The organism is Paenibacillus sp. 01T443 (genome assembly GCF_056398325.1).
Genome location: NZ_JBFTPE010000004.1, coordinates 74,969 through 99,034, shown reverse-complemented (window position 1 = coordinate 99,034; position 24,066 = coordinate 74,969). Strand labels below are relative to the sequence as shown.

The 24,066-nt window shown below is 45.0% G+C and carries 12 protein-coding genes; 11 read left to right on the top strand and 1 reads right to left on the bottom strand.

Annotated features, from left to right (window positions below; all coding sequences use genetic code 11):
* Nucleotides 1-83 precede the first annotated feature (83 nt).
* The 11 genes from AC1DLI_RS06590 (at nt 84) to AC1DLI_RS06540 (ending at nt 22,775) form a co-directional block, all read left to right on the top strand.
* A complete protein-coding gene (locus tag AC1DLI_RS06590; protein ID WP_477600786.1) occupies nt 84-1,226 on the top strand; it encodes a glycosyltransferase family 4 protein in 1,143 nt (380 codons plus the stop codon).
* 264 nt (nt 1,227-1,490) lie between these two features.
* Entirely contained in the window at nt 1,491-5,639 is a 4,149-nt protein-coding gene (locus AC1DLI_RS06585; protein WP_477600784.1) for an S-layer homology domain-containing protein, read from the top strand.
* Nucleotides 5,640-6,160: 521 nt separating this feature from the next.
* Entirely contained in the window at nt 6,161-8,653 is a 2,493-nt protein-coding gene (locus tag AC1DLI_RS06580; protein ID WP_477600782.1) for an S-layer homology domain-containing protein, read from the top strand.
* Nucleotides 8,654-8,938: 285 nt separating this feature from the next.
* Nucleotides 8,939-11,023 (top strand): hypothetical protein, encoded by a 2,085-nt coding sequence (locus AC1DLI_RS06575; protein WP_477600780.1) that lies wholly within the window; start codon nt 8,939-8,941, stop codon nt 11,021-11,023.
* A 79-nt stretch (nt 11,024-11,102) separates the two neighbouring features.
* Nucleotides 11,103-11,582 (top strand): hypothetical protein, encoded by a 480-nt coding sequence (locus AC1DLI_RS06570; protein WP_477600778.1) that lies wholly within the window; start codon nt 11,103-11,105, stop codon nt 11,580-11,582.
* Between the two features lie 111 nt (nt 11,583-11,693).
* Complete coding sequence (locus AC1DLI_RS06565; protein ID WP_477600776.1) at nt 11,694-11,972, top strand: small, acid-soluble spore protein, alpha/beta type; 279 nt, start codon at nt 11,694-11,696, stop codon at nt 11,970-11,972.
* A gap of 159 nt (nt 11,973-12,131) precedes the next feature.
* On the top strand, nt 12,132-13,346 hold the full coding sequence (gene metK / locus AC1DLI_RS06560; RefSeq protein WP_477600774.1) for a methionine adenosyltransferase: 1,215 nt from the start codon (nt 12,132-12,134) through the stop codon (nt 13,344-13,346).
* Nucleotides 13,347-13,528: 182 nt separating this feature from the next.
* Complete coding sequence (locus AC1DLI_RS06555; RefSeq protein WP_477600772.1) at nt 13,529-17,905, top strand: Ig-like domain-containing protein; 4,377 nt, start codon at nt 13,529-13,531, stop codon at nt 17,903-17,905.
* Between the two features lie 188 nt (nt 17,906-18,093).
* Entirely contained in the window at nt 18,094-20,802 is a 2,709-nt protein-coding gene (locus tag AC1DLI_RS06550; protein ID WP_477600770.1) for a stalk domain-containing protein, read from the top strand.
* 76 nt (nt 20,803-20,878) lie between these two features.
* Nucleotides 20,879-22,039 (top strand): sensor histidine kinase, encoded by a 1,161-nt coding sequence (locus AC1DLI_RS06545; protein ID WP_477600768.1) that lies wholly within the window; start codon nt 20,879-20,881, stop codon nt 22,037-22,039.
* 7 nt (nt 22,040-22,046) lie between these two features.
* Nucleotides 22,047-22,775 (top strand): response regulator, encoded by a 729-nt coding sequence (locus tag AC1DLI_RS06540; RefSeq protein ID WP_477601179.1) that lies wholly within the window; start codon nt 22,047-22,049, stop codon nt 22,773-22,775.
* Nucleotides 22,776-22,925: 150 nt separating this feature from the next.
* Here the strand turns inward: AC1DLI_RS06540 and AC1DLI_RS06535 are convergent, their stop codons facing one another.
* Nucleotides 22,926-24,053, bottom strand: a complete 1,128-nt coding sequence (locus AC1DLI_RS06535; RefSeq protein ID WP_477600766.1) for an LPXTG cell wall anchor domain-containing protein — start codon at nt 24,051-24,053, stop codon at nt 22,926-22,928.
* Nucleotides 24,054-24,066 lie beyond the last annotated feature (13 nt).

Sequence of the window (24,066 nt, the reverse complement as noted above, 5' to 3'; positions counted from 1 at the left end):
AAATTGGTTAAAAACGGGGTTGGAGTTTCTTTTTCAATCGGAGTATAATTCACTTCGGTAGAAAGAAAAGGGGAGTTGCACACATGCCGGTTGGCTTGCTGTATTCAATTGGGTTCATAATCGCTCTTGTTCTAGCCATTGCGATGACGCCGCTTGTTAAGAAGTTCGCATTCAAAGTAGGCGCAATAGACAAACCAAACCACCGCAAGGTACATACGCGCATTATGCCGCGTCTTGGCGGTCTAGCTATTTATATTGCATTCGTTGGCGCATTTTTTATCTTATCGCCATTTATACCGGACGGCTTGCTCCGTCCACAAGATTCAAACATGATCAATGCGCTGCTTGTCGGCGGGACGATGATCATTATTTTAGGTGCTTTCGATGACCGCTTCGAGCTGTCGGCAAAAGTGAAGCTTTTGGGTCAAATAGCTGCAGCATGCGTTGTCGTATTCGTTTTTGACGTAAAGATCGACCTGTTGAACATTCCGTTTGGTGAAACGATGCAGCCGATTGCCGGCTGGATCAGCATCCCGATTACGATTTTATGGATCGTTGGTGTAACGAACGCCATAAACTTGATCGACGGTTTGGACGGGCTCGCTGCCGGCGTATCCGGCATCGCGATTGCAACGATTGTTGTGATGGCCTCGCTCATGGGCTTCCAGCCCGTGATCCTGCTCAGCACGCTGCTGTTAGGCGGAATCGTCGGATTTCTCGTGTTCAACTTCCATCCCGCAAAAATATTCATGGGAGACTCGGGCTCGCTTTTCCTCGGCTTTAGCTTAGCAACGCTTTCGATGCTGGGTTTCAAGCAGGTTACGATTGTATCATTCGTCACGCCGCTGCTCATTATCGGCGTTCCGCTCTCAGATACTTTCTTCGCCATCGTTCGCCGCTGGGTGAACAAACGTCCGATCTTTGCACCGGACAAAGGCCACTTGCATCACAGACTGCGTGATCTTGGCTTCAGTCACCGCCGTACGGTTCTTATCATTTGGGGCGTTGCCGCAATCTTCGGCGCACTGGCAATCGTACAATCGGCTGTCGTGCAATCGAGTGCTGCGAACTGGATTACCTTTGCCGTTATTTGTATGCTCATGTTCTTCTTGCAAATAGGTGCCGAGGTTACCGGAATCGTAGACAAAACGCGCAGGCCGTTAATTAATTTTCTAAATCGAATGAGGCTTCGACTGAAGGTTGATGCTGAATCCCGTTCCAAATAATCAAGAGCTCTGAATCCCTTAGGGGAAACGGGGCTCTTTTTTTGTTTTTGTAAATGGCGTAATACACTAAAAAAATGGGAGCTGTTAGCCGATAACTACAGTACAGAACTTTTCTGCGGTCAGCACGTCTAGCTGCACAGCAAGTGATAACTGGCTAAAGAGGAAAAGGGAGGAAGGTTTATTCGTAAGCAAGCCGCAAAGTCGTCAGTCGAACTTTAATTCTAATACCCATGCTCGTTATATACATAAAGGAGGAACATTGTTTTGAAAAGATTACTTTCATTAGCGCTAACGCTGGCACTGTTGATTACATTGTTGCCGCCGTTCGGTTCGTCACAGGTGGCAAACGCCGCAACAGGCAGCTTCAGCTTCCCTACGGAGAAAGATTTATCTACGCAAGCAAGGGTAACGACGGATCCAAGCCTTACGCTGACAGGATCCATTACCGGGGTAGACCCATCGTCTGTTTCGTATAGCGTTACTCAAATTATCAATAACAAGGGCAATGATAATCCTACCGATGATCAAATTGGCTCGAAGCGTGAGAACATCACAAGCAACATCTATATCAACGGATTTTCTATCCAAGTCTATAACGTTGAGCTTTTCCCGGGTCTGAACCGCATTACGTTCAAAGGCGTTCAAGGCGGCGGCGAAGTGACCAATTCGATCTACATCGAATATCACAACGGCCCGGTATTTTATGATTTGGTTGCACAGCTTGACGGAAATAAATTCAACATCGAAGAAGCAGGTACTACGGTCGTTCACTCTGCGGCATCCGCTGGTCGTCAATCTGCGGATATTAGCATTACGGGCTTCGCTCCTAATGCGCAGCAGGTAACGGTTGACGTAAACGGCAGCAGCAAAACCTATTCCGTTAACAGCTCCAACAGTTATCAGTTTGCGGCATCGCCGATCACGCTCCAAAAAGGTAAAAACCTAGTTACGATTAAGGTGAAAAATGCGAACCAAACCGTAGAGACGACTCGCGAAGTAGCCTTTTACAACGGTGAAGTAACCTTTTATGATGTCAACTTGAACGGAGTTGCGAACGGTGCAGCAACATCTGAACCGCTCGAGTACAATCCTAATTTATTAGTAACGAATACAAATACGACATCCCTAACGGGTAAAATTATTGTTCCTAACTATTTGAAGGATGATTCCGCTCCAGCGGACGGCACGCTTGAGCCGCATCCGGATCCTAGTAAAAGCATCCCGATTAAGTACACAATAACAGCGAGTGGCGGAATCAGCTTTACGCAGCCAGTTGCTCCTCCAGCGAGCGTGCCTGTTGCAACTCCGGTGGGTACTTATACAGGAAATGAAGCGTTTTTCATCTATGAATTTACAACGGCTATCGGAGCCAACCATGCACTAGTTTTCGACAAATCCTATAATATTCAAATTACAGCAGAAAACGCGAAAAAAGATGCACTTGGCCAACCTGCCGATGAAGGAACCGGACTTATGGGTTTCTCGTTGAAGGATGCAACTAAGAAATTTATCGAGAATATTAACTATTTAAGTGGTTATAGAACAGGCAACGGGGAAGCTTTGACAGGAACTCCGCTTGAAGGCGCTAATCTTTATACTGTGCCATTCGCTATGGAAGTTCTTGTTGGAAATCCTGTTTTGACTGAAACTAACGGTTTGGTAACCGTAGAGGATATTAAAAATGTTTCTGGTACATCTGCACCAACAAGCTATGATTACGATAGTACCAGTAACATCGAGAACGTGTCCTCAAGTCTTGTCAATAAATACGTAAACGTCAATGGGAAAGTTTATAAGCGAGAAATTCTTATTTTCAAAAAACTTCCGTTCGAAGGTACGCAGACGGTTACGCTGGATGTTGGCGGAGTATCGAAGCAAGTTAAGTTCACGATGCTATTCGGACCGTATGTAAGCTATACGAGCGTATTTGATAATATGACGGTTTATGATGATACGAATAAGCTTAAAGCGGATCGTATCGCTGAGGCTATTACGGGAGCGTTGAGCGATTTCAAAGGTATTCTCAACAATATCAATAATACTTCTGAGATTCGTTACGATTTTAACGGTACAGCAGCGCAAACGGTGTTTTTCTATGTGAATAATACGCCAATCAAGCTCGCGCAAGGGACAAGCGGAGTAACAAGCTTTACGATTCTAAATGCTGCTGAGCGTACAAAAGCTTTCGAGTCTTTGTTCAGCGGTGAGAATGAGGTCAAATTCGTATTCCAAGGCAGTAAAAACTCCTATGAGAAGAAGATCAAGCTTTATCTCATTCCGACGAATATTCCTGTCATACCGGTAGAGGGAACTATCATTTATCCTTATGGCGCGCAATACAGTGAGCCGGTTCCGAATGATCCGAACTTTGTGAACCGCGGCAGCGTCTTTACGACAAATGAAGCATTCATGAATGTGTTCGGTACATTTGACTTCATTGATTTTACGGCAACTGGCGCTACAGATGCTGATATCGTCAGCAATATTCAAGCGAAAATTACACAGATGGATAATCCTATAAACGGTCTAACGGATCCGAGCAATTATATCCTGAAAATCGAGAACAGCAACTTCACGAATCCGATTGCTTGGGATTTGAGTAAAAAGCTTATTATTATGCGCGGCACCACCGTGATGGGCACCGTAAATAACGGAGCTGCTAATGAAGTAGCGAATCTAGCGGTTCGTTACGACATTTTAACTAAAACATTCTCGTTCATTCTAGTAGGACAAGAACTAAATCCAGACGGTAGCTCCAGTGTGTATACCTTTACGGTATTCAACAACGGCGAAACAGGTCCGAAAGCGTCTTATCGCTTAGAGGTTGACCCGACATCGCTGCCTTACAAAGTATTGCGTCCGATTTTGCCGGCCAAAAATATCGTCAATCAAAACTACGTTGAAGTAGTCATCGATGCTCCTGGAGCGCAGACGATAACGATTAATAAACAGGTGGCAGAGAAAATTGATTTCGATTCCGATAACAATCCGGCTACTGTAGAACAATTTTATAAAAATACGTACCGCGTATTCGTAAATAATCTAAAAGTAGGTAAGAACAAAATCGATTTCATAATCTCGAGCGCCAATGATAAAGTACAAAGCAGCATCGAAATTACGTATGCGCCAACCAATATTCCAGGCGCACAATTTCTTCAAACGATGGCAAGCAGCCACAAGATTTTTGATGGAGCACTAAATTTAAAGTTTGAAAAAGGCACAACGCTAATCAGAACTGATTTCAACGTGCCTGCGGCCCTGAAAAACCAAGTGTTCACCGGCCATAATCTCTTGTTTGCCATTGCAAACTCAGAAGATGGCGTCGTTGACCGCCGCGAGCTTGAAGCTTTGCCACCAAACTACAATATTATATTGGAAAGCTTTGGGACACGGTTCAGGCTTTCTTATCCAACTCGTTTCACCAAGGCTAGTCCGGTTTATTGGATTGACGCGGGATTAGCGGATGATCCGRCGACAATGAATGCTTACGATCCGCTGACAATGGGTGTCGACCCGTATCAATTCCCGAACGCGACTGGAAAGGGCGGAACGAAGATTCCTACCTACGATGAGCGTCCGGACAATAGAGAGCTGGTTACTTCCAAGACCGGCACGTTGACGCTTGCCTTCGATCCGAATATGAAGGATAGTATCGGGACAATCATCACGGTCTACCGTTACGATGTAAAAGCGAAGTATTGGGAAAATATCGGCGGAACGGTCGACGTGAAGAAAAACACAATTACGGTTCCATTCAATAAATTCGGTTACTATGTAGTTGGAAAAATGGTGTACTCGTACACTGACATGACATCGCATCCTTATGCGAGAAACTTCCTCGAAGCCATTTATTCGAAAGGCATTATGAATGCAGCGGGCTTTGACGATTTCGGCGCTAACATCTATATCTCACGCGGCGAGTTCGCGAGAATGATGGTTAAGGCGCTTGATATTCCTCTTAACTACGAGCTGAGCAAGCCGCATTTCGATGATGTGCCAGCGATCATTAACCCTGATGCGTTATGGGATTATCGATACGTAGAAACGGCAGCCCGAGAAGGGATCATCCGCGGAACCGGTCCGAGAACGTTCCAGCCTAGCGCCAACTTAACAAGAGAAGAGGCTTCTGTCATTATCGCAAGAGCGCTCGACTTGAAGCTGGCTACGGATTCGACGAAAATCGATAAGGATCTGGAGAAAACGTTCAAAGATGCAGGAAGCGTGAATTTCTATGCGAAAAGCTCGGTTATCGCTATCGCGAAAAAGAAATATATTATCGGTTCTCTAGTTGATCCAAGCAATCCGAAGGCAGGTTCTGTATTCGAGCCTAGATCCAACCTGCTTCGCTCTGATGCAGCTATCATTGTTGCTCGTATTTTAGCTGACTTGAAGAAGCTTCCGAGCATTGGTTAATTGGTTATATAAAGAAATTCCAAGCTGGTTGCAGACTTGTTCTGCATCCAGCTTTTTTCTTGCAGCCATGGGCGTTCCACGCCGCGTGAAACATTAAATTTGGAAAATGTTTATTATCGACGAGCTCTATGAAAACAAGCTATACTATCAAAGTACTTAACGTACACGAGCAAAGCATGCGAAATGAGGTACATACGACGCAAAACAAAAAACTTTAATTTTTTTTCAGAACATCGCAACTTTTTGTTGTGACGTGCGTTTAAATACATGACGTTATAACAAACGCATGTAATTGAATCGCTAGACCTAGTGCTGCTGGAAAGGAATTGGAATGAATTCTCAACTTCCTCTTTACGGTACGACCCGCCCATTGTATAATGTTATAGTGGTGGCGCGACTCTAGCATTTTTCTCGCATTTTTTACAAGTTTCTACGACATGATCTTACAAATGGGTTTATCATGATTGTAGACATTATTTATATCAAATCTATGCTCAACTCTGGAAAGGGGGTGAATCGACATGAGGGAAAAGAGCAATTCACTATTTAAACAAAACTCTCAACAACCGCACGTATTTAGAGGAGGAGAAATAAAGGTTATGAAGAAAAAAATAGCAGCATTTGTACTAGCTACAGCGCTAGTCATTCCATTATCAGTTCCAGCTTTCGCAGCAACACCATCTGATGTAGTGGGTAAACCAGTACAATCCGCAGTAGAAGAGCTTACTGCTCTTGGCGTAATCAACGGTTACGAAGATGGTACTTTCAAACCAGAAAACGATATTACTCGCGCAGAACTTGCTAAACTAATTGTTATTGCAACTGGTAATGCAAGCAATGCTGAGCTTTTGAAATCACAAAAACCTAACTTCAGCGACGTTAAAGCAAACCAATGGTACACTGGTTACATCAACGTAGCAGAAGCTAAAAAATTGGTTCAAGGCTTTAACGGTAAATTCCGTCCAAGCGAAAAAGTTAAGTTTGAAGAAGCAGTAGCAGTATTGGTACGCGCACTTGGATACAAAGACGCTAACCTTTCTGGCACATGGCCTAATAACGTATTGTTGCAAGCTAACTCTTCGGAACTCAACATGTTCAAAGGTGTTGACATCACTAAGGGTCAAGCAGCTAACCGTGGCGTTGTAGCGCAATTGGTTTCCAACACACTTGATGACAAATTTGTTTCTTACGACAAAGACCAAAACCTTGTTACAACAGGCACTAAAACACTGATTGAGCAAATCGGTGCTGTAACAACTGGCGTTCTTGAAAATGTAGCGCTTGAAAACAACAGCACGCAAATCCGTGTTAAAGGTCAACTTCATACTGTTGCTGCTAACTTTGTAGTAACTGGCGGCAAAAAGCTTTCTGAGCTTGCTGGACGTACAGTATCCATCATCAAAGTTAACGATAAAGTAGTAGCAGTTTCCGACAAACAAGATGCTGCTAAAGTTGCAACAGGCAAAAACAAAACAGCAATCGTAGATCTTACTGATGCTGGAACAATCACTTTGGATGGCGTAACTGCTCCATACCAAATCGCTCCTAACTTCTTCTTCATCAAAAACGGTGCACTAGTTACCGCTGCTGCTGCTAAAGACATTTCTGCAAATGCTAGCGTATCCTTGTACCTAAACACTGACAACAATGAAGTAAGTGCAGTAGTAGTTACTGAATACTCTGCAACAAACAAATTGTTCGTTAGCTATGATGCAAAAACAGCTTACCGTGCAGCACAAGTTACTTACAACGGTGGTATTGTATCTGTAGACGAGAACACAGTTATTACTCTTGATGGTAAAACTGCTCTTGCAACTGACCTGAAAAAAGACGATGTACTTGACGTTGTTGCTAACGGTTCGAAAGCTGTATCCGTTGAAGCTGTTCGCAAAACAGCAACTGGTAAAGTAACGTCGACTTCTACTACTGGCACTGACAAAGCTTATGTTGTTAATGGCACTAGCTATGTAGAAGCTTCCGCTCTTAACCTTGTAATCGGTACTGAGTACAACTTCATTCTTAACAAAGACAACAAAATCGTGTCTGCTTCTGTAGTTACTGCTGGTGAAGGCGCTCCTGCATACGGCGTTATCACTAAAGTTGTTAACAACGTAGCTGTACTTGATGGCGTACAAGTAAGCACTAAGGATAAAGTTGAATACTTCTCCTTGAAAACAAATGCTAAAGAAGTAGCGTACCTTGCTGATACTTTTGCAACTGCTGACAGCGATGCTGATGCAATTGCTAAGTTCACTTATGACGCTGCTGGTAAAGTAACAGGTGTTACTGCAGCACAAAATCTAGCTGTAGGCGCTTCTGCTGATGTTACAGAAATCTCTGCATCTGCTATCAAAACAAATTCACTTTACAACATTACTGCAAGCACTGTAGTTGTAAACGGTCTTGACCTTGTTAACAACAACGTTTCGATCGGTACTCTTGCAAACATCACTAAAAACGATAAAGTAGTCATCGTTAACGACAGCATCAACGCTTCGTATATCGTAGTGACTAAAGACAACGAAGCAACTTCTGAGCTTGCTAAAGTGTCTGGACTATTCGTTTCGAAAACTGAAGGTGTAACTGCTACTGGTTCCACTTACAGCGTGAAATTGAATGTTGCTGGCAAAGAAGAAACTTATGTTGTTTCTGAAGCTGCTTTCGGTACTGCTGTAGCTGCTAAACAATTGGTAACTCTTGTTGATTCTACACCTGCAACACTTGGTTATGAAACACTTACACCAGCAGTATCTGGTAACAACCAAGTTAGCGATGTAAACACAACTACAAAAACATTTGAAATCAATGATGTTAAACACGTAGCAACGGCTAACACGCTTTACTACGTAATCGACAAAGACGGTGTAGTATCTGTAGCTGGCTTTGATGCAGTAACATTTGCTGGTACTGGCGATGCTGGTACACACTACAAATTGGCTTTCACAGTAACTGGTAACCAAGTTGGCGGCGCGTTCGCTGAAGTGGGCGCTATCGTTATCACTCAACTTCAATAATAGAAGTTGAATCAAGAAAGAAAGAGTCGCCGGATTACCGGCGGCTCTTTTTTTTGTGTTCATTATATTATATCTTACGAGCAATGTTTCGAATCGTTCATATGCTGTTCACAATAAACAGCTATAGTTGAACTAACATAATAACACTATCACTTGTAAGAATAAGGGGGCTAAAGTTCCGCCAATGAATTAAATTCTTTTTGTTAGACGTTGATATTGCGAAACTATTGCAAGGTTTTTATCGTCTAAATATGAAACGCTAAAATAATAGGAGTGATTATCACAATGCGACACAGCTTTAGAAAAGCATCCGTACTTATATCTGCCATAGTCGCTTTAATCGTAATGGTAAGTGCGATTCCAGTCAGTTTCGCTGCTAGTACACCAGCTTCAGCAGCTGTGAACAAGAAAGTCTACATAAGCGGAGCTTCTTACGTACAGCTCATTGATGCAAATTTAATCCCAAGCTCAAGTGGAGCAACGGCAAGTTTCACGTTTACCTTTTATAATGGAGACAGTAAGGATCTTGTCTTAAACGATTATTGGGCCAGACTGAAATCAGTAGGAGGGACAAAATATACGTTAACCCTACTTGATCAAACGAAAAAAAGAATAGCTCCTAAATCGTCGGCAACGTTGACCTTCTATAGTCAGGTCGGCTCTAAGATGACGTTAGACCAGCTTGTTGTAAATATAATAAAGTTTGATTTCTCTGTTGCTGGCTATGAGCGTACTGTAGCGAAATACACCTTCCCTAAGGGATATGCTAATTTTATAAAAGCAGGCGGCTTCAAACCAGTTCAAATCAATAATTCCAGTGTAAATGTAAGAGTGGATCAAATTAACGTAACCAAAAAAGAGAAGTATTATGAGTTTAATTTGAGTTACGTGGCAAGAAATACAAGCAAGTTTGGTGTAACTCTTCCGGTATACAATTATTATGTACAAACATCAGCTGGTTTATATAAGCTGAATTTAAAAAACAAAACGGATGAAACACTATTGCTTGAGCCTTCAGTTTTGAATGCTATACGTTTGACAGGAAATATTCCATCCACATTAGCTACTACAGGCTGGAAGCTCATCATTACAAATTCGGTAGGTGCTGAAACGAATAAAGTGGAGCTGCCTGTCGGTACATTTGATATTCCGTTCAAGCTTACAACTACGCCAGTAGGCTCATCTGTTACTACATTTACGAATGATAGCGGAACTTACGAGGTAACGCTTAAATCGGTGCAAAGATTGCCGTGGACGACAAAGGATCATGTCATTGCAGAACTAGTCATTCGTAACAAAGAATCAGTATTCGTACCGTTACCTGATTTAACAGGGCAATATGTGGTCGATGAGAACATAAAACTTGAATCCAAGAAAGTAACGGGTACAGATACGATTGGCCTCGCTCCTGGAGCATCGGCAACCGTTCATTTTATTGGAGACATTCCTTTTACTTATTCTTGGAAGCAATTTAAATTGCAATTAAGCGAGAAAACTGGAGAAGAAACTTCATTGCTCGCTGAGCTAACCAAATCAGCAATCACCTCAGTACCCGTTGTGAAATCGGGCTCTGTATATACACAATCCGTTGCCGGATCACAGTTAACGGCGCAAGTTACGGATGTTCGAACTTATATAAACGAAGATAGTGAGTTATTTGCAGTATATATGGATGTTACGAATAAACAAAACCGCAGTAATATTTTGCCGGTGTGGGCAGGCTATTTCAAAACGGCTGACGGAAATTATTATGAAGTGAAGACGGTTAAAGCAAACAATACAATTAAGCCATCCAATAAAGAGCAAGTTATTTTGTATGCGGATTTGCCGATAAACGCGAATAAAGAGGGCATCCAGCTACTTATCGGTGAAGCTTATGATGACAATGGCGTTATTGTGGGAACCGGAACGGCTAAAGGATATATCAGACCGATTCAGCTTGAGCTGCCAATTGAAAAAACAGACATTTCAAGTTTCAAACAATTGAAGGTTGGTCCGTATACCGTTGATATGACTTACTTCAATGCTTATATGATTGAAAGAATTCTTGAAATTAGTATGGGAGCAACAGTTGCAAAGGATCGCGCTTATGACGGCTTCACGCAAAGTAAGCTAACCATGGTGCTAGAGAAAGAACGAACTAATGAAATCATTCTTACTCACACGATTGATCTTGAAGGGAAGTCCGAAGGCGGGACGACTTGGAAGGTTGGAGATAACTTCAGTGAAGTAAGCAAAGACATGTCTTCAACGCCAGTGTGGGATAATTACACACTAAATATTTACGAAACATTTGAAAATCATAAGAAAAAGCTTGCCTCTGTTGATATTGAATGGTCATCCTTTGTGAATTGGCTGGCAGACAAATAATCAAAAGAGAAAAAACTGGTTTCTCCTACTTAAATCTAGTATCTTTATAGGAGATGCGTGATAGAGAGGAGATTGCTAAGTGAAACAAAAAGTACTACGAGGAGTCGTTGCTGCTGTTTTAGTAGGAGCTGGCGTGTGGGTCGGCGTGAACTTTGCTTCACCGCTTGAAGCGGAATCAAATGCGCTGACTCCAGGCTCTGCCGAGGATCCGGTTGTTACGAAAAGCTATGTAGACGAGCAGCTTGCCAAAGCGGGCGGCGGTCCTATAGAAACACCTGGCACAAATACGGCGCTTGAGGTTGTTACTGTACCTGCAGGCAAGACACTCATGGCAGGACAAGGTACTGAAGTCATTGTACGCGTCGGCAAAGCAATTGCTTACAGCTCCGATGCCAGCGGTATTGCGGATCTGACTGGCGGTACGGATTTGACGAAGGGGAAAGCAGTTCCGACGAATCATTTGCTGCTGTTTCCTCGTGAAGGACGCGGCATACTGCCTGATCCGAACCAAAAGAATGGTTTGACTGTATTGGTAAAGGGTAGTTATACCTTGCAATAATATGGATGGATGATCTACATTTTACCCGAACTGACAATAGATTATACGCTTCAAAAAGGATGGAAGGATGCACAATACAAGTGTATTCAACATTCTATGGAGGTGCTATTCATGAGTCGTTCGAATAAAGTGGTTGTTCCTACAAGCAAAGCTGCGTTAAACCAGCTGAAGTATGAGATTGCTGCAGAATTTGGATTAACGTCTGGAGCCTATGCAGGCACCGGTGCTGACACAGAATTCGCTGGAGAGCTGGGTGCGTCTTCGGGTGCTGGCGGCGGAAATAGCGTACATTGGTCTTCCTTATCCACACGTCAAGCAGGCTCAGTGGGTGGAGAAATCACAAGAAGACTGATTGCGCAAGCGGAATCAGTGCTTGGCGGATACCAATAACTGGTTAAAAACCCGGCGTCCATTGACACAAAGCGACATTTTCGGTATCATACTGTTTTAGAAGAGTTGTCAAACAACCTTTTCCTTCGGGGAAAGGTTCATTTTTTGTGTAGAATGTCCGCACTTATTTCATACTAAGGTTGTAGGAGGTTGATACGAATGTCGGTTAAAGGACGCCACTTGTTCACATCGGAATCCGTTACTGAAGGCCATCCGGATAAGATCTGTGATCAAATATCCGATGCTGTCTTAGATGCATTCCTAGAAGCAGATCCACACGCGCGTGTCGCTTGTGAAGTTTCAGTAGCAACAGGACTTGTTTTGGTTATTGGGGAAATTAGCAGCAGTGCAGATTATGTTGATATTTCAGCAATCGCACGCCGTACGATTAAGGAAATTGGCTATACGCGTGCCAAATACGGCTTTGACTCCAGCACTTGCGCAGTATTGACATCGCTCAATGAGCAGTCAGCTGATATTGCACAAGGCGTTAACGCAGCGCTTGAGACTCGTGATGGCAAGGACATGAAGCAAGAGAACGAAGATATCGGCGCAGGCGACCAAGGTTTGATGTTTGGTTTCGCAACAAACGAAACACCTGAGCTTATGCCGCTTCCGATCGCTTTATCGCATCGTATCGCTCGTCGCTTGTCTGAAGTACGTAAGAACGAGACGCTTGCATACCTTCGTCCAGATGGTAAAACACAAGTGACAATCGAATACGCAGACGGCAAGCCTGTTCGTGTAGATACTATCGTTGTGTCCACGCAGCATGCGGAAGAAATCACGCTTGAGCAAATCCAACAGGATATTCTTGAGCATGTTATTAAGCCGGTTGTTCCAGTGGAATGGCTTGATGCGGAAACAAAATATTTCATCAACCCAACTGGCCGCTTCGTAATCGGCGGACCGCAAGGTGATGCTGGTCTTACAGGCCGTAAAATTATCGTTGACACGTATGGCGGCTATGCTCGTCATGGCGGCGGCGCATTCTCCGGCAAGGATCCTACAAAAGTTGACCGTTCAGCTGCTTACGCGGCTCGTTATGTAGCTAAGAACATCGTAGCTGCAGGACTTGCTGATAAATGCGAAATCCAATTGGCTTATGCCATTGGTGTTGCTCAACCGGTTTCAATTAACGTGGATACGTACGGCACTGGAAAAATTGGTGAAGATAAGCTCGTTGATCTGATCACAAGCAATTTTGACCTTCGTCCAGCAGGCATTATTAAAATGCTTGACCTGCGTCGTCCTATTTACAGACAAACTGCTGCTTACGGTCACTTTGGCCGTACGGACATCGACCTTCCTTGGGAACGCGTTGACAAAGCCGAGAAGCTTAAAGCAGACGCTGGCGTACAAAGCGGCGTATAATTTCATTTAACGACAAATAACGCCTTAATCGGCGTTCTAAGCTGTCCACAAAGTAGCTCCGCTGCTTTGCGGGCAGCTTTTTTGTTTGTCATGCGACACAAAAAAGTAGTTTAACCTAAATTTTTCATGTTAACTAACCGACAAATAAGGTACGAGTGTAATTTTTTGAGGAGTGAATTGAAATGAATCGAACCAGCAAGCTGTCATCGTTTATCGCCGTTATGCTGCTGCTCCAACTAAGCTTGGCAGGCTGGGCAACAGATCCGCAGCAATCGTCTGCCGCATCTGCAGGTCCGGTCGTATTAAGTCTCAGTCCAGCCGATGATCTTATTAATGTATCGCTTACGGCTGATTTGAAGATGACTTTTGATGAAAATATTTTCAAAGGATCCAGCTCAACGTCTGTGTCTATTTATGATTATGCCACGAGCAATTTAGTAGAAAGCATTCCTTTATCGTCTGGTCGTATAACCATTGATTCCACGCAACGCACGGTGACTATAGACCCGACTAATAATTTCGTTTTAAATACGAATTATTACATATTGGTTGATACCGGCGCTTTTGTGAATCAGTCGAACGGTGCAGGTTATGCGGGGATCAATAGCGCAAGCAGCTGGAATTTTCGTACGGTTGCAGCAGTGGATTCGACTAGGCCCAATCATACAGCATTGATGCCAACTACAGTGCCTGCTGCGGTTACAACCCCGATTACCATCACATTTGATGAACCCGTCTATGTGGCAAGCGGGAGCATACAAATCAACTCCCCAGAAGATAACAGAACGGTCGCCGTAACTTCCAATGCAGTAAGAGGCAGCGGAACCAACCAAATTATCATTCAGCCGCCAGCTGCGCTGCAGCCAAACACCGCGTACTCGGTTGTCATTCCGAATACGGCATTTCAAGACGCGGCAGGCAATCTTTATTATGGGACATCGTGGAGCTTTACAACCGCATCGGCGCCTGTGAACGTAGCGGCTCCATTCGTGCCTGCAGATAATGCAACATCTGTTCCGGTTAACGCGGCGCTAACCATTACTTTTGATAAAAACGTGCAAGCACGACCAAACAAATATATTGAAATACGCAGGATCAGCAATAATACAACCTTTGAACGCTTTAATGCAGCTTCATCTAGAGTTGCTGTAACCAATAATACGGTCAAGATTACACCCAGCACTAGTTTGGAACCCAATACTGCTTATTATGTATTAATTGACGCTGGTGCCTTTACTCAACCTGATCCAAGCGGGGATCAATGGTATCATGGCATTTCGGGTGCGTCGGTTTGGAACTTCAGTACAGATCCGGGCAATGAAAACGTTCCGCCAATTGAATCTGCCTTTTTTCCGACAACGGGAGGATCGATCAGCAGTCTAAGCTCTGTATTGAAAATAACCTTTAATGAGCCTGTTTTTCCAAGCAGCGGAGCCATTGAAATTAGGGAATCGGCGACTGGGGCATTATTCCGCTCCATTCCTATTACATCCGAGCGCGTAACAGGCGGCGGAACCTATCAGATGACCATTGATCCGAATAAAGCGATTAACGGTGAAGCCGAGAAAGCTTTCGTCAATAATACGAAATATTATGTGACGATTGGCAATCGTGCAATTCGTGATGCGGCAGGAAATTATTACGCAGGACTTGCGTCATCAACATCATGGCAATTCACCGTTTCGCAAGATACGGTAAGACCGACTTTAGCACTCTTGAACCCGGTTAATAATGCGGTTTCTGTTGGGCTTAACCAAGCCTTTACCGCAACATTCAGCGAGGCGGTTAAGAAAGGTGCCACCGGATCTATAACATTTAACCCGATTGGCAATAACCTGCTGTCGCCTATCCCCGCTAACTTTTATGTAGACGGTAACAACAATAATGTGCTGGTCATTGCGCCAACGCAGGCCTTCGAAGCTAATACCGGTTATTATGTATCCATCGATGCCAGCGCAGTGACTGATCTGGCAGGCAATAGCTTTGCCGGGATATTAAATGAGTATCAATGGACGTTCCATACGTTTGGTTCGGATACCACAGCCCCCAGCTTGAGTAAGCTGGAGTGGAGCGGATCCGCGATTACGATGAGCTACAGTGAAGAGCTGAACCCTAATGTAATTCCTTCGACGGGCAGCTTTTATGTAACGGTTAACGGAGCGCCTCGCGCAGTAATCGGGGTGCAAGTTAAAGGGGAAGCGGTTATTCTTCAGTTACAAAGCCCTATTGTATCAGGACAGCAGGTAAAGCTTTCCTATTCAAAAGCAGCAGTTGGGCTCATTCAGGATACTTCTCGAAATGAAGCGGCAAGCGTTGCGTACCAAGATGTAGCCGGCGCAAAGGATGTTACGCCACCAATACTTGTGAGCGGGAATGCTTCAGGCGCCGCTATTACGCTATCGTTTGACAAGGATTTAACGGCTGTAAACAGCTATGCCTATCTGCAGTTTTCGGTTAGCGTCGGTGGTGTGAAATACAGCACGACCTCGATCTCAAGCAAAGGCAGCAATATTTTGTTAACCGTTAACGGCAATATACAAAACTATCAAACCGTCAATGTGTCATATACGCCTGGCTCCTATCCTATAAGAGATTCGGCAGGCAATTATTTGGCAGCCATTCAAAACTACAGTATGTACAGCATGCCTGATACAGGGTTGCCTACGCTGCAATCCGTTAGCTTTAGCAGTACAGTCGTTACCTTGAAATACAATAAAAGCTTGAATTCACAGAGCGTTCCTTCTGTTGGTCAATTCGGCGTATTGGTCGACAATATCGCGCGTTCCGTTCTGCAGGTTCGTATTACAGGAGATTCGGTCCTATTGACACTATCGTCGGCTGTAAATGCCGGACAAGTGGTTTCGGTGTCTTATTTAGCCTCTATGACCTTGATCACAGACCTGGCAGGCAATGCAGCCCCCTCCTTTAACAACGCAGTAACCGGTGGGACTTCGGGCGGCGGCCAGAACGGCAACATTTATGGAGTCATTGCAAAGGGCTCAACACTTACGATTAATTTTTCTGAAACGTTAAATAGCAGCTATGTGCCGAGTTCAATCCAGTTTCTCGTAAAAGCCAATGAGTCCGTAAAATCGATATCCAGAGTGGATATAAGCGGAGCATCCGTTATCTTAACGCTAGCAGCTCCATTTAACGTTGGGGAAACCGTTAATGTTACTTATTACTCAACATCCGTTGGACTTCGAACAAACAGCGGAACAACCATAAACAGCTTTTCAAACATAAGTGCAGCAAATCAAACGACCATTCTAGATGGTTTGTCCGGTGATTACGAGGCTGCCGACGGCGGCGGTATCGGTCTGAAAACGTCGGCAGCCTCCATAACAGGGGATATCTCTCCTGCTGGCGTACAGGCTAATCGCTATACCGTATCAGGCGAGAAGGTGCTTACGGCTTTCCAAACGGCCCGCACTGCAGGCTTGGCTATTCCACGCGTGGCGTTTAAAGTGCCGTCAACGGAACGAGCAGCAATAGTTGCAGTTCCAATAAGTGTGCTGGATACGGCATATCGGCTAAACGCCAGATCTGTATTTGCCGTACAATTCGGCGATGCTTCCTACGAGCTGCAGCTGAATGCGGCGGATTTTGTGAAAATCAATTCCTTGCTCGGCGGCAGCAGCAGTTCCGGTCAATTGCTTATTCGCATCGATCAAGGACTGTCTACGCTGACTGGAAATATCAGTTCCAAAATAAACAGCTCCAATACGAGCCTGATCGCAGGGCCATACCATTTCGATGTAACGGCAGTGAGCGGTTCTATACAGCAGGCAGTTAATGAATTTAACGGTTATGTGTCGCGAACGATTCAAACTTATCAGAATATCGATTCCAGCAAAACAGCGGTCGTATGGTTTGATCCGATCACTGGAGGGATCTGTTATGTTCCAACGGTGCTATCGACTAGCGGCGGCAAGACGACAGCTACATTTAAAAGAAAGGGTAACAGCTCCTACGCGCTTGTAAGTAACTCAAACAGCTTCACGGATCTATCCAAGCACTGGGCGGCGAGCTCCATCCATACGCTGCTGCGGAAATTCATCGTGGAAGGACGCACGGCAGCGAAGTTTGAGCCGAATAAAAACATGACGCGCGGTGAATTCGCAACGTATATTGCGAAAGGGCTCGGACTGAGCAGCAATCGCTCGGCAGCGGCTAAGTTCAAGGACGTGAACACGAATACGGCTATGGGCGCCTATATTGGAGCGGCTTCAGCCGCAGGAATCGTCGCAGGCAATACCGATGGCACCTTTAAGCCGAATAATCCGATTACGCGTCAGGAAATGGCGGTTATGATGATTAGGGCAGCGAAGGTAGCTGGGGTTACTGTTCAACTTCCGCAATCGACTTCCGCCTATTTGCAGAAGTTTACGGATCGCGGCAAGGTTGGCGCGTGGGCGAAGGAGGATGTCGCAAAATCGATATACCTTGGCGTTATTGGCGGCAAAACAGCTACGACATTAAGTCCGCAAACGAATGCCACTCGCGCAGAAGGAACGGTTATGATTATGCGTTTGCTGCAAAAGGTGAATTTTTTATAATATAATTTAATTCTTAGAAAAAGGCACAACTCGCCATGGAGACGGGTTGTGCCTTTTTTCACTTTTCCATCATAGATAAAATTTATCGTTTAAAATAAAGAGATAACAGTCTTTTATCGTACGTAACTTTTCTACTACTCTTGTAGTCTATAACTATTAGATTAATGGATGGGAGAGTTGCAAATCTAATGGTTAAGTTTCAAAAAATGATAGGACTGCAGTCGGAGAGCTTAGGAAAACGCGTCATAGTCGTTATGTTAGGCGGAGCATTGCTGGTACAGCCCATGGCATCGCTTCTGCCTGGAAGCCTGCAGAAGGCAGCTATAGAGACTACAGAGGCTGCTGCAAGCGATCCCGTGCTTAAGCTATCGCAGCAATCTTATATTACTGCAGGGGCTAAACGACTAGACTACGTATTTCATACAACGCGCGGAAGCGCAAAAGCACAAACCGATGTGCATGTCATTGAGATAGATCTAACGAATCCCTATGTATCTTTAAATGCGATGAGCGGAAAAAATAACAGCATTGGTCAGGTTAATACGATCCTAAATATGACAAAAGAAAGCGGAGCGGTAGCGGCTATCAATGCGGATGTGTTTGTCATGGGCAATGAAGGTGCACCTATGGGTGGCCAGGTCATAAGCGGCATGTTTATGTCGAGTCCTTCGAAGCTGAAAGGGATGTACGCGTTTTCGGTATCAAAGGATCGGAAGCCCATGATCGATAACTATTCTTTTGACGGCATGGTAACAGCGGCGGATGGCTCATCTTTTGAGATAGAAGGTCTTAATCAATCCGCGTATGCTCCCGAAACAACAGGCTCGATCTACAGTCATGTTAATAAAATGTATATATATACAAGTGCATGGGGCGGAACGGAGCGCCCGAAAAATTCAGGCACCACGCCGACGGAGGTATTGGTCCGCAACGGGATGATTGAAGAAATCTCGATAGACAAGGCGATAGCGGGACAAGCGCCGGAAGACGGCTACATACTTCGTACGCACGGCACGGCAGCTGCGTACGTGAAGGAACATCTGCAGGTTGGACAACCGATAACGGCTGATTATTCGCTTGAGTCGCAAACAACGGGAGCGAAAGTTGATCCCTCCTCTTTTGAAATGATGGCCGGGGGACATACGCTGTTAGTTAATGCGGGTGTGGTGGCGCCGTTTTCGCGTGATGTCACCGGTGTCAGCGGATCGTCGTATACATCTCGTTCGGGGGTTGGCTATTCAAAGGACGGAATGAAAGTTTATCTCATCACGAGTGAGCGTTTCGGCGGTAATACAGGGCTCAGCCTGAAAGAGCTTCAACAAGTCATGCTGCAATTGGGTGTATTTAAAGGCGTCAATCTTGATGGCGGCGGCTCAACAACGATGATCGAGCGCCCGCTTGGGGACTTTTCCTTACAGCTGGCCCATTCCACGCAGTATGGTTCAACTCAAAGAAGCGTCGCAAATGGAATTGGCGTATTCACCACGGCTCCAAAAGGAACGTTAAAAGGCATTTCTGTGAGTGGTTCTAAAGCCATGTTCATAGGTCAGAAGTCGTCTTATTTAATAAAAGGTTATGATACGTATTACAATCCTTACGAGGTAGACAACGCTTCTGCGGTATGGAGCTCGGAGAAGGCAATCGGCACTTTCAACGGGAATGAGTTTACAGCGACTAAAGCAGGTAAAACGACGCTTAGCGTGAAGTCCGGGGCTATTACTACCAAGCAGGAAATTGAAGTAATCGGCCAGGATCAAATTGCCTCACTTTCCATTGATACGGCGGCCGGCGTATTGGCAAAAGGAGCCACGATTTCTGTTCCGCTAACCGTTAAGCTCAAAAATGGCACAACGTATAAGTTAAGCGGAGACTCAGTGAAATGGGAGTTTATCGGGTTTACCGCAGTTCAAAATGGCGACAGCGTAACCGTACAATCGGTGAATGCGGGAACATCCACAGGTTATGCGATCGCGCGTTATGATGGTTTTCCAGCCATGATCCCCTTTACGCAGGGCGAAGCGGTTAAGACCTTCGAGGATTTCGAGAAATCAACGTATCCGATCACTTCCCAGATCACGCCCGCAACGACAGTGGGCAGCGTGAGCTTGGTAGCAGACTTCCCGGGACAAACCTCTGCAAAGGCTTTGAAATTGGATTATGATTTCACGAACGGTACGGGAACGAAAGCCTCTTACGCCGTGTTTAATACAAATGGCCGTGCAATAGAGGGCTCTCCTACGTCAATGACGGTTGACCTTTACGGAGATAACAGCCTGAACTGGGTACGCGCAGAGTTTGTCGATGCCGATGGGAAAGCCCATCTTCTTGATCTGGCTAAACAGCTGGACTTTAGCGGATGGAAAAACGTAAAGGTAAATCTATCGTCCGCAGGGATGAAATTCCCGGTTAAACTAAAGCGGATCTACGTTGTAACCATTGCGGAAGGCCAGGATGAGCGGTCGTCTTCAGGTGCAATCGGACTAGACAACATGAAGCTGCAATATCCGCCTTCGGTAACGGTAGATACAAACACGAAGGTCGAAATGACTGTAGGTAAAACAACGGCTATGGTTAATGGAAAAGCGATAAAGCTGGATTCAGCACCGCTCGTGCTGAACGGGATAACCTTCGTACCGGTTCGATTTGTATCGGATGCTATGGGCTCACGTCTGTTATTTGATGGAAATACGGGTCAGGTCACGGTGCTGCGAGGCAATAAGCTGATGGAAATGACTCTAGGTAAAAAGGATCTCATTTTAAACGGCGTACGGCAAAGCTCAGAGGTAACGCCGATTATCCGAAATAACCGCACGTTGATCCCGGTACGCCTATTTTCCGAAAAATTAGGTCTAAAGGTGGGTTACGACGGAAAAACGAAAAAGATTACCATCGATTAACGATGGACGAATGATATCCAATCTGTGGTATGATAGAGTAGATTAACCTTTAATACAGAAAGGTTGCCGATCTACAGTGGACCACCTTACAGGCGATATAAATCGTGTAATCAAAAATGCTATCGAAGTCATGGAAGACAGCAAATATCAAATTTATGAAATATGTGAATCAGCGCGCACGGAGATGGAGTCTTTGGAGCAGGAGCTTGAAATCGTTCTTCAAGAAACAGTGAAGACGATTGATAAGGTCGATCAGCTAGAGCAGGACTACCGCCGTGCGCGGATAAGGCTGACGGAGGTTAGCCGGGATTTTGTACGCTACAAGGAAGAAGACATTAAGTCTGCTTATGAGAAAGCCACCCAGATCCAGCTGGATCTGATGGTATACCGCGAGAAGGAGTCTTACCTGAAGGCACGTCGCGACGATTTGCAAAAACGTGTCCGTAATGTAGAAAACTCCATTGAACGGGCTGAAACAATCGCATCGCAAATAAATGTTGTGCTTGAATATTTAGCGGGGGATTTGAACCAGGTTACCCGTATTATTGAATCTGCCAAAACCAGGCAGCTGCTGGGTCTGAAAATTATATTAGCGCAGGAGGAAGAGCGTAAGCGGATCGCTAGGGAAATCCATGACGGACCGGCTCAATCACTCGCTAATATCGTGCTTCGAACAGAAATCGCTGAGCGAATGCTTATCAAGCAGGAATTTGTGATGGTACAGGAAGAATTAGTAGATTTGAAAGGGCAGGTGCGCTCCGGACTAGAGGAGATACGCAAAATTATATTTAATTTGCGTCCGATGGCTTTGGATGATTTGGGACTTGTGCCGACTCTTCGGAAATTCACGCAGGATTTTGAAGAGAAAACAAAAATACATACCGTGTTCGAGCTTATTGGCAAAGAGGCTAGAATGCCATCGGCAATGGAAGCGGCGATTTACCGTTTAGTTCAGGAAGCTTTTTCTAATGCACTTAAGCATGCGAGCGCTACCCATGTCTCACTCGAAATTAACTATCGGCCACAGCATATTTCACTCGTTATTCAAGACAACGGCGTTGGTTTTCACAGCCAACTCATTGAGCAGGATGCTAGTCGAAACGCGCATTTTGGATTGGTGGGGATGAGAGAACGGATTGAACTGATAGAGGGAAGGATGGATATAGACTCAAATCCCGGTAGAGGGACGAAAATTATAATAGATATACCAACTACTGCCGAATCTAGAAAGGAGTAAGATGATGATGATCCAGAAAACTGCAAGCAATGTGAGTACAATCAAAATTTTACTTGCGGATGACCACCAGCTGTTTCGTGAAGGTCTTAAGCGGATTCTAAATATGGAAGACGATCTTGAGGTCATTGGCGAGTGCGGGGACGGCATTCAAGTGTTAGAGTTTTGTAATCATACGATTCCAGAAATCGTTTTGATGGATATCAATATGCCAATCGAGAACGGCGTTGTCACGACAGAACGTTTGAAGAGCATGTTTCCTGACGTAAAGGTTATCATTCTATCTATTCATGATGATGAGAGCTATGTGTTTGAAACGCTTCGAAAAGGGGCAACCGGCTATTTGCTGAAGGATATGGAGGCTGAATCGCTGATTAATGCTATTCGCTCCGTCGTTCAAGGCCATGCCTACATCCATCCTAAAGTAACTGGCAAGCTGATCAATCAGCTTCGCCGTATGACTTATTTAGACGAGATGGGAATCGTTTCAGGCGCAGCAGCCGCCCAAGAGCCGGGAGTGAAATTCGTTGCAGGCGATGAGAGCCCGTTAACACGCCGTGAGGCGGAGGTTCTTAGATTAATGGCCGAGGGCAAAAGCAATAAGCTGATTGGGGAGTTTTTGTTTATCAGCGAAAAAACGGTAAAAAACCATGTGAGCAGCATTTTGCAAAAGATGGAAGTAGACGACCGTACTCAAGCCGTTATTCAGTCCATTAAATATGGCTGGGTGACCTTGTAATCATTATTAATTGCAGAGCAAAATCCCGTATCTTCTGATGCGGGATTTTTTTGTATATAAGAATACAAGAAAATGATGCTAAACCACAGTGAATGAGAAGCACTCCGAGGCTGCTCATAACGCAGCGCCGGAGCACGAGGGAAAGAGACTTTATTTTCTTTGTCTTTGCTTACGAAGCGAGATAAAGCCGGCTGTAAGCGCAAAGGCACCGATTAAATAATAAGGAGTCGGGCTGGAATCGCCGGTTTTCGGAAGCGTAGCCAGCGGAACTTGCTCATCCTGGGAATCGATAACGGTATCAACTTCGGAATCGATCTCTCCGCCTATGCCTCCGATTGGGGGTTCCTCATCGTCAATTTCAATTAAGGGCGTTACTTCGGGCGATGGCGAGACGGTCGGTGATGAGGTTGCTGTTGTAGTAGGCGTCACAGTAGGCGTAGACGATGGTGTGGTTTCAGGTGTAGATGAAGGCGTAGACGATGGTGTCGTTTCAGGTGTAGATGAAGGAGTGGACGATGGTGTGGTTTCAGGTGTAGATGAAGGCGTAGACGATGGTGTCGTTTCAGGCGTAGATGAAGGTGTAGACGATGGTGTCGTTTCAGGTGTAGATGAAGGCGTAGACGATGGTGTCGTTTCAGGTGTAGATGAAGGTGTAGACGATGGTGTGGATTCAGGTGTAGATGAAGGTGTAGATGATGGTGTGGTTTCAGGTGTAGATGTAGGTGTTGGCGTTGGTGTAGGAGTCGGTGTTGGCGTCGGCTCCGTGCAAGTGTTTTGAAGCTTTAGCTTCCAGGCTTTAATTTTGTCGCCGTGGGCGCCAACGCCTAACTGGGTAATCAGATCACCGCTATAAATGTCCAGCTGATAAGGAAGACATACCGGAATGTCAATGGTGATGGAATAGCTGCCAGCCTTCGGATATACAATGGACGGCCCATCAAAATACACTTGTTTGAGGTAAGGTATTGTCGTATCGCCTGGACCTGGAGTCCAGTCAGCAGGGCCCGCATAGGAGGAGAAGCTTACTCTTACGCAATCCTGTGTGGTCCTAAAGGACGCAGTCGCCGTGCCGTCGCCATTGTCTACGATATTGGTTTGGTTTGCTAAGACATGATCCCGGTTGGATGAGTAGCTCTCGCAGGTGTTCTCAATTAAGGGGTCTGCTAAAGTCGCACCTCCATTATCCTGACCTTCGGCCATAACAAGAGAACCAAGCGCTAAGGAAAAAATCAAGATCAGGGCCATGCTTAAAGAAAGCTGCTTTTTAAAATAACGCATCATTCACTCTCCT

Excerpts from the sequence above, each read along its gene's own strand:
- AC1DLI_RS06550 (WP_477600770.1), top strand. The coding sequence starts at position 18,094 with ATGGTTAAGTTTCAAAAAATGATAGGACTGCAGTCGGAGAGCTTAGGA.
- AC1DLI_RS06575 (WP_477600780.1), top strand. The coding sequence starts at position 8,939 with ATGCGACACAGCTTTAGAAAAGCATCCGTACTTATATCTGCCATAGTC.
- AC1DLI_RS06555 (WP_477600772.1), top strand. The coding sequence starts at position 13,529 with ATGAATCGAACCAGCAAGCTGTCATCGTTTATCGCCGTTATGCTGCTG.
- metK (WP_477600774.1), top strand. The coding sequence starts at position 12,132 with ATGTCGGTTAAAGGACGCCACTTGTTCACATCGGAATCCGTTACTGAA.
- AC1DLI_RS06540 (WP_477601179.1), top strand. The coding sequence starts at position 22,047 with ATGATCCAGAAAACTGCAAGCAATGTGAGTACAATCAAAATTTTACTT.
- AC1DLI_RS06535 (WP_477600766.1), bottom strand. The coding sequence starts at position 24,053 with ATGCGTTATTTTAAAAAGCAGCTTTCTTTAAGCATGGCCCTGATCTTG.
- AC1DLI_RS06580 (WP_477600782.1), top strand. The coding sequence starts at position 6,161 with ATGAGGGAAAAGAGCAATTCACTATTTAAACAAAACTCTCAACAACCG.
- AC1DLI_RS06590 (WP_477600786.1), top strand. The coding sequence starts at position 84 with ATGCCGGTTGGCTTGCTGTATTCAATTGGGTTCATAATCGCTCTTGTT.
- AC1DLI_RS06565 (WP_477600776.1), top strand. The coding sequence starts at position 11,694 with ATGAGTCGTTCGAATAAAGTGGTTGTTCCTACAAGCAAAGCTGCGTTA.